The 7286-nt window shown below is 65.6% G+C and carries 5 protein-coding genes; 1 reads left to right on the forward strand and 4 read right to left on the reverse strand.

The genetic code is table 11. From position 1 onward, the window contains the following. Nucleotides 1–26 precede the first annotated feature (26 nt). Nucleotides 27–2108: a hypothetical protein gene (locus OG819_RS56075; RefSeq protein ID WP_266657916.1), complete on the forward strand. Its 2082-nt coding sequence runs from the start codon at nucleotides 27–29 to the stop codon at nucleotides 2106–2108. A 58-nt stretch (nucleotides 2109–2166) separates the two neighbouring features. Here OG819_RS56075 and OG819_RS56080 read toward each other — a convergent pair whose 3' ends face one another. From OG819_RS56080 to OG819_RS56095, 4 genes are all read right to left on the reverse strand, one after another. Further along, nucleotides 2167–3939: a pentapeptide repeat-containing protein gene (locus OG819_RS56080; RefSeq protein WP_266657918.1), complete on the reverse strand. Its 1773-nt coding sequence runs from the start codon at nucleotides 3937–3939 to the stop codon at nucleotides 2167–2169. 335 nt (nucleotides 3940–4274) lie between these two features. Further along, the gene (locus tag OG819_RS56085; protein WP_266657920.1) at nucleotides 4275–4676 is read right to left on the reverse strand and encodes a helix-turn-helix domain-containing protein; all 402 of its coding nucleotides are present in this window, start codon (nucleotides 4674–4676) and stop codon (nucleotides 4275–4277) included. 18 nt (nucleotides 4677–4694) lie between these two features. Then, nucleotides 4695–5285 carry a replication/maintenance protein RepL gene (locus OG819_RS56090; protein WP_266657922.1) on the reverse strand — a complete coding sequence of 197 codons (591 nt, stop codon included), beginning with the start codon at nucleotides 5283–5285 and terminating at the stop codon, nucleotides 4695–4697. 188 nt (nucleotides 5286–5473) lie between these two features. Then, nucleotides 5474–5782 carry a hypothetical protein gene (locus OG819_RS56095; protein ID WP_266657924.1) on the reverse strand — a complete coding sequence of 103 codons (309 nt, stop codon included), beginning with the start codon at nucleotides 5780–5782 and terminating at the stop codon, nucleotides 5474–5476. Nucleotides 5783–7286: the final 1504 nt, after the last annotated feature.

A 7286-nucleotide genomic window follows, 5' to 3' on the forward strand; every position in this document is an offset into this window, starting at 1 on the left:
ATACCAGGCAAGAAGGGACGGCTGCCATGCCGCAACTCGCCGACCGGCTCACCGAACTGGCCGCAGACGGCCAGGCCATAACTTTCCTTGCCATCGGACTCAGCCCCGACACGGTCGCCAGCGAGGCCGGCGATGTCGCCGCCGGCCCCTTCGCCCCCTACCTCGCCGAGGCTGTCGCCGACGCATACGACCGAAGCGACGCCCAGTGGCAGCCCGCAGCCACCGCATTCCCCAAAGGGCTGGCCTCGCAGCCCAGTGTCCTGCACCTCTCTGCATCCATGGACGCCCTGCTGCACAGCCCCACGGCCGCCAAGGCACTGGGCAAGCCCCTGACTACTGCCCTGCTGAACGACCTGCTCGAACAGATCGAACGCGCCCCGCTTCTGGCCGCAGCCCGTCTTGAGGGCGCCGTCCGCCTGGCCGTCGCCGATGCGGTCACCCCCTTCAAGGTGTGGCAAGCCCTCGAAGACGTGCCGAGCGACGGACCCGAAGACTTCCTCGAACGTCTCCCGCGCCTACTCGGCCTGACCCTCGACCGATGGTCAGATGAGGACACGATCGCCGACACAGTGCGCAATCTGCTGCAGCAGCTCACCCACGACGAAGCCGCCGACGTGGACGCCATGTTCGAACTCGGCTGCGACCTGCTGCGCCGTGCCCTGACCTCCCAGGACTTGGGTGCCATCACCAGTCACCTCGTGCTGGCCCGCAAGCAGTTCGAGACCGCTGCGCAGGCTGAAGAGGCCCGTGACGACGCCCGCACCTACGCCGCCGTCTGTGACGCCATCCTGGCCTTCAGCCGGCACGACGCAGAGACCATCACGCGTGCAGCCGATGAGATCGCCGACGCCCTGGACCAGCGCGAAGCCTGGCTCCACCGCACATACCAGGCCTCCTGGCTGCAGCCACGCCGCTCGGCAGAGATCGCCTGGCAACGCCTCATCCTGCAGCTGCGTGCCGCCGCAACGGCTCTCCAGGAGGACGCCTGGATGGACGCCTGGCAAGCACTGGACACCGTACTCAGCGCCTACAGCGCTGCCCGCACCGTCTGCCCCTTGGCCGGCGACACCAGCCAGGGCATGGTCCATCTGGTCCAGCCGGCGATCGAAGACCGCTTCCTGCGACAGCAGGCCTTCCTGGCACAACTGCGCCGAGCCGCTCAAGAATCAGATCAGCACGCCGTACGAGGATTCGACGCTGCCACCGCCAGCGCCCTGCTTCAGGCTGTCGAAGCCGCCGCCCAGCGCGAACCTGAGGACGCGGCCCCTTCGCCGGGCGGTGGTGGGAGCGATGACGACGACCCTGGCGGAGCGGCGATGACCCGCTTGCAGCGACTGGCGCCGACTCTGCTGCTTCTGTTGGGAGATCGGGCCATCAGCATCGGTATCGCACTGGACGACCAGCAGCTGCTCCTCCTCGAAGGCCTCGCTTACGACAGCGACGTCTCCCGCCTCAAGGCCACTGATCCCCTCATTGTGCCCAAGCTGGATGAGCTCATGACCGAACTGTCCGCTCACCCCACGTTCACGGGGGAGGTGCGCAGAACGTTTTCAGCGCTGGTCGAACAGACGCTCCTTTTCCTCAAGAGCCGCTCCGATCTCACACGCAGCAACCTCCTCGGCGCAACCAAGAAGGACGAACCGCCGCCCTTCGACTACCGGCGCAAACCTGAGGGGAAGGGCGCGCGGAAAGCGGTCGAGGCCGACCTGCAACGCGACTTCCACCAGTGGCTCCATGCAGGTCCTCTGCACAACGTCGTCCTCGTCGAGCCTGTCGATGTTGGCATGGGCCGCGCAGACGTCATGGCGCATTTCGGTGCCCTTCGCTACCTGACTGAGATCAAACAGGACGGCTCCGACAACGACCGCATGTACCTCGAAGGCCGCTACCTCGCCCAAGCCGCCGAGTACAGCAACACCAACGCCCCTTTCGGGCAGCTCCTCGTCCTCGATCTCACGCCGAAGAGCGACACTCAAGGCAACATGCGCGTCGACGAGGCTGCGTGGACCACCCTCCACCGGCCCAAGGGAACGACCACCGACCGGGCGGTGGTCGTCGGCATCGTCGCAGGCAATCGGGTGACGCCCTCTGCCTACTCCCGCAAGTGACTGGCGGACGATGCGGCGATGGGCGTGCCAGAAACACGGTCGCCGCGAGACATGATCGTCAGCGTTTGATTCGTCCTCGGACGGCGAGGACAGCGAGTGCGAGAAGGACCGGCTCCAGGAGGCGGGAGCCCATCTCGATGTAGGTACCGGTGGTGGTGAGGTCCTGGCCGCTGGAGCGGAAGATCACGGAGTTGAGGGTGACGTTGAGCGCCTTCTCGAACCGCTTGTCGGTGAACCGGTCGTGCGTGGGGTTTTGCGGGTCGTCCTTGTCGATGGTGAAGGTGACATGGCCGCCACCGGCCGGCACGTTCCCGCTCGCTTCTTGCCTGGGGGAGTTCTGGGGAAGTCCGAGTCCCATGAGCAGCAGAACGGTGGTGATCATTGCGGCGGTCAGCCACCCCGCAGCACGGGAGGCGCGCAGGCCATAGCCGGACAGGAGCCAGTAGACGTGCAGCAGGCCGCGTTCGGAGCGGGATGTGTTGTCGCGGTCGTGTCGCCGCATCTCCATCTCGCCGTAGTAGAAGTCCGCGGCTCCGGGTTCGTTCTTGCTGTCCTCGAATGCTTTGCGCAGCTGGCGGTACACCGCCGTCACGTCGTCAGGATCCGGTGTGCGTGCGGGATCGTCGTGGTCGGGCCCGGTGCGCCACAAGCGTTTTGCGGTGCCGTCAGGGTTGGGGGCCTGGTCCGCGTTCTGGGCGCGCCAATAGTGTTCCTCGGCCACGGTGCGTCTCTGTGACCAGCGCACCGGACAGATACGGAAGCGTCGGCGTATGCCTTTGGGTACCTTCGCGAAGGTGATCCGGCCTTCGATCCGGATCTGGTCGAGGTGGAAGGCGCCCCTGAACTGGCAGTTACTGAGATCCGTGTCGGTGAGTACCAGGTGGGCGGCGTCCAGGCCGCGTACCGAGACCACTTGGACGGCCTCATCCCGGCCGCTCAGCAGGCTTTCGTCCACTGCGCGTCCGCTGTGCGTCATGAAGGGCACGGGGTGAGCAGTCACGTCGAGAGGGGCAGACAGCACCGCACCCGCGAGATTTACGCGTGCGTATCGCACCTGGAGCGTCGCCGTGGATTCCCACTGTGTGCGCGCGCACTTCAGCTCGCCGGCCGCGATCTGCAGTGTCACAGGGAGCGTGAAGATCGCTCCGGACAGATCGAGCGTGCGCGCACACACGAGGGCCCCGATCTGGGAGGCATCGTTGAACCGAGCGCCGGCGAAGGAGGCGTGGTCGGCGAATCGGGTTTGGTCGAGCCGGGCCATGCCGTCGAACCGGGCTCCCTCGAAGCTGGCTGCGCCACCGAAGAGAACCTGATCAAAACTGGCCTTTCGGTGAAAAAGCCCGTGATCGAAACGAGCCTCGCCGTCGATCTTCGCCTCGTCGAACAGGGCAGGCTCATGGAACTGGGTGTCTGGAAAGCGAACTTGCTGGCTAAATTCCGCTCTCTCGAACCAGACAGCAGCACCGAAGTCCACCTTGTCGAACCACGCATCTCCGACGAAGCGAGCATCCGTGAAAGAGGCTTCTGCGTCGAACTGGGCGTTCTCGAAGCGCACTCCGCGCTCGAAGCTCACCTGATCGAAGTGGGCTTTTCCGGCGAAATGGGCTCCGCGGAATCGGGCAGGTCCGTCGAATTTCACAAATCTGAACTCTGCCGCGCCACTGAATTTCGCCTTGCCGAACCATGCCTTTCCCGCGAATGATGCTTCGGCGAAAGGTGCAGCTCCCTGAAAGTGCGCCTCCTCGAACACTGCGTCGCCCAGGACGGCATGGCCCATTGAGTCAGAAAGCGCATTAAGGAGTTCACGCAAGAGCGGGTCGCTGAAATCCACGCCTCTGCAGTCGATGTCCGCGCCGGGAGACAAACTGTCCAGGTATTCAGCGCGCCGGTTGCTATCCAGATGGGCAAGGCATCTGCTGTACGAGGGAACAGCGGTACCCGCGCAGGCGCCCGGGGCGGCAACTGAGGAAAAATCGCAGACAACTCTTGGCCTGTACGTCACTCTGGCTATTCTCCTCGGCCGGACCTGCGCGCCCTCCCGTTGCCGCGCCCGAGCTCCTGTGGCTGGCGCCCAGGATGGCGGGCATACTGGTGGTGGACGCTTTTGCGTACAGGTGCAGAAGGCCCCGGCAATCCCGCCGGGGCCTCGCTGCGTTCAGACCTGGTTCAGGCGACTGCGTGGAGTCCGCCCTTGCCGGGCTTGGGCGGGCGTTTGGCGTAGCCGGGGACCTTGATCGGGGGAGGGCCGCCGATGGCGAGCTGGGCGGTCATGGACTTCTCCAGCTCGGTCTGGGACTCGTAGCCGGCGACTGCGGGGTTGAGGGCGTAGCGGTGGCCACGGCCGCCGCCGGAGCGCAGGACGATGCCGCGTTCGACGAGGAGGGCCATGGCGCGGCTCATGGAGGCCTGGCCGACGCCGAGGATCTCGTCGATCTCGGACTGCTTCATGCCGACGTTGCCGCCGGCGTCCTGGTGCTTGACCATCACCGAGAGGACGTCAATCGCCGTGGGGGTGAGCTGCAGCTGGTAGAGCATGCCGAACAGCCCGGTGGTGTTGATCAATGACATGGCGAGGGATCCCTTCGGTCAGCCGACCTCAGACCTGGGGAACAGGCTGAGCTCGGGTGCGAGTTCGTCGGGGAACTTGGATTCCAGTGCGAGCGCCCTCAGCTCGGCCAGGAAGTCGCGCTGTTCCTGGCCGTTCCCGTTATACGCGACGCGGGGGTTGAGCTGGTAGGAGGACCTCTTCACCTTGCGGACGAGGTTCTTCTCGCACAGCGCGTCCAGGGCGTGGCCGATGCTGGTGCGCTTGACGCCGATCTCCTCGGCGAGCTCGGCGTGGGTGGCCTCGATCTTGCCCTTCTTCTGGCGTCCGATCATGTTCGACAGGACGGCGGCCTGGAGCTTGCTGATGATGTTGTGCATCAGGCAGTAGGGCAGGACACGGCGCAGGAAGTAGTTGCTGACGAGGGAGTACCCGTCGGCGCCGAGCATGTCGTGCGGGGGCCGGCGGTAGACGACGGTCTTGACCTCGTGGACCGGGCCTTTGCCGAACTGCTCGGCGATTAGACGGGCGAGGTCGGTGCCGTCGTCGGCTCCAACGGCCCTGACGGCGCCGGGCTGTTGGTGTGGCGGCCCTGCGCGGCGCCCGCGCAGCGGCCGTGCCGCTTCTCCCATGGTGATGATCCTTTCGCGTACAGGTGATCGGCACTGTACGGCAAAACTTGCGGCCAGCCGCATGTTCCACGCCGGAGAGTTGCTGATCGCCGCAACTTTGTGTCGGCCGCCGCCGACACTGGCTATCGGCGGTGGCCGGGCCGGATACCAAGACGCCTGGCCCCGGATGGCGGGGGAGGGCGACGCGCTCAGGACCGACGCTGGGCGGCGCGACGGCGCTGCTCAGCAGCGAGTCGTTTGGTCTTACGTCGGACTCGCTCGCCGAACGCTTCCGGGGACGTGGCGCCGGCTACCGCCGCGGCCTCCGCCCAGGTCATGCCGCCGTCTGCGGCGTAGGCGAAGACGACCTGCCGTTCTGTCCGGCTCAGGGCTCGGAGGACGGCGTTGAGCCGGTCGTCCTCGAAGACCCCGTTCGCCGCATGAGCGAGTACGTCGAGGTCGGCCGCGACAAGGTCGTGCAGTGACACGCCTCCCAGGTCCGCATCGAGCGAAAGCACTCGGCCATGCTGAGTTCTGCGACGCCAGATCGGGACCAGTTGCCGGTGCAGGGTCCGGGCTTCGGCCTTCAAAGCGCTCAGGGCAGTACTCGGCAACTGCCCTGTATCCCACAGAGGGGCGCTCCACGGGCCCAGGAGGGCAGTCTCGAGGGCTTCCTGCCAGCGAGGCCCATGGGGGAGCACCAGACAGCTTGCAGCGTCCCTGGTGTACATCTCAGCGTCGCGCGAGGCAGGGTTGGACGGATACGTGAGAAAGTCGCACACCTCGATCAGCCGGATCATGTCGTGGGCCGGCTGTTCCCCATGCTCGTCCTCATGAGGCACGTGGTCTGCAGGCATCAGCATCAGGCGGTCCCCCGAAGTCACGACCTGTTTCGGCTGCACTGCCGGTGCCAAGGTGAGGTCTCCTGGCGGCAGGTGTGCCATCCAGGTTCTGACTCGGCTCACCTCACCGACGCCGGGGCCTCCAGCGGGATCAGTCCAAGAAGGCCGAGGGGCCGTGATCAAGCGCTCAAACATCCTTGCTTCCTTTGTTGTTCGGGTGAACCTTGCTCACTCCCCGGTCCCGAGGGGCAGCCCAACCGGCAAAGAATCTTGGAGCGGGGCACGGCAACAGGTCGCGCCCTGGCAAGAGTTGCGGATGCCCGCAAGTTCTCGCGGGAAGTTGCGCGCATCCGCAACTTTCTCCCCTCGATGCCGACAGACGCCGACACGCAACGAACAGCAATGTCGGCGGCCACCGACATTGCTGAACACAAAACAGCAGGTCAGAGGCACTTTTCTTCTGCGGCCTCTTAACTAAAGAACCGCCCTCAACCACCAGACGGCAGAGATCAGTTCAACGGACAACCCAGTTGCTGCCAACTCCCTTAGCTCGAAGCCCAGTTCGGGGATTGGGGGCGGCCTGGTGTTGGTTGCGCGTCGGCTGGCGCCGCCGCGCCGTGCCGTGCTGACGGGCCCGGTGGACGGGCAGGGGTGGGGGAGGGGGAGCAGGGGCCCGGAGGGCTCCTCTCCCGGCCTTTCCCGTCCTCCAGCTCCCTGCCCTGCCCTCTCCGTCTGTCTCTCTCCTCCACCCCACACCCCGGGGGACGTCCGGCTGTTCTGCCGGAGGCAGCCCAACCCCCCACCCGAACGGGCGATCGGGCCCCGGAGGGGCCCTATTGCCCTTCCCTCGTATTCCGTGATTTACTTTTCCCACGGAATACAATTCAAGTCCCCTCGGTTTGAAGGGAATCGGAGATTCCCCCCGAAGCCCACCCCGGGAAAGGGCGCATGACGGACCCTCAACCCAATCCCCAACTCAAACCCGAACTCTCCACCCCCACAATCAAAATCAGCACCCGAATTTGTGCCGGAGGCACAAACCCTCTCCGCCCGTCTTTCCGTGCCGGAGGCACGCAGGGTTATGGAATGGCCGGAGGCCAATTCCATAACCCACCGCCGGAGGCGGGCAATTCGCGCGGGGACGCGCGAAACGAGCGAAGCGAGTATTCGGCTGCCGGAG

Origin of the sequence: Streptomyces sp. NBC_01549 (assembly GCF_026339955.1) — a bacterium.
Classification (GTDB): Bacteria; Actinomycetota; Actinomycetes; order Streptomycetales; family Streptomycetaceae; genus Streptomyces.

Coding starts and splice junctions, on each gene's coding strand:
- OG819_RS56075 (WP_266657916.1), top strand. CDS start 27: ATGCCGCAACTCGCCGACCGGCTCACCGAACTGGCCGCAGACGGCCAG.
- OG819_RS56090 (WP_266657922.1), bottom strand. CDS start 5,285: ATGGGAGAAGCGGCACGGCCGCTGCGCGGGCGCCGCGCAGGGCCGCCA.
- OG819_RS56085 (WP_266657920.1), bottom strand. CDS start 4,676: ATGTCATTGATCAACACCACCGGGCTGTTCGGCATGCTCTACCAGCTG.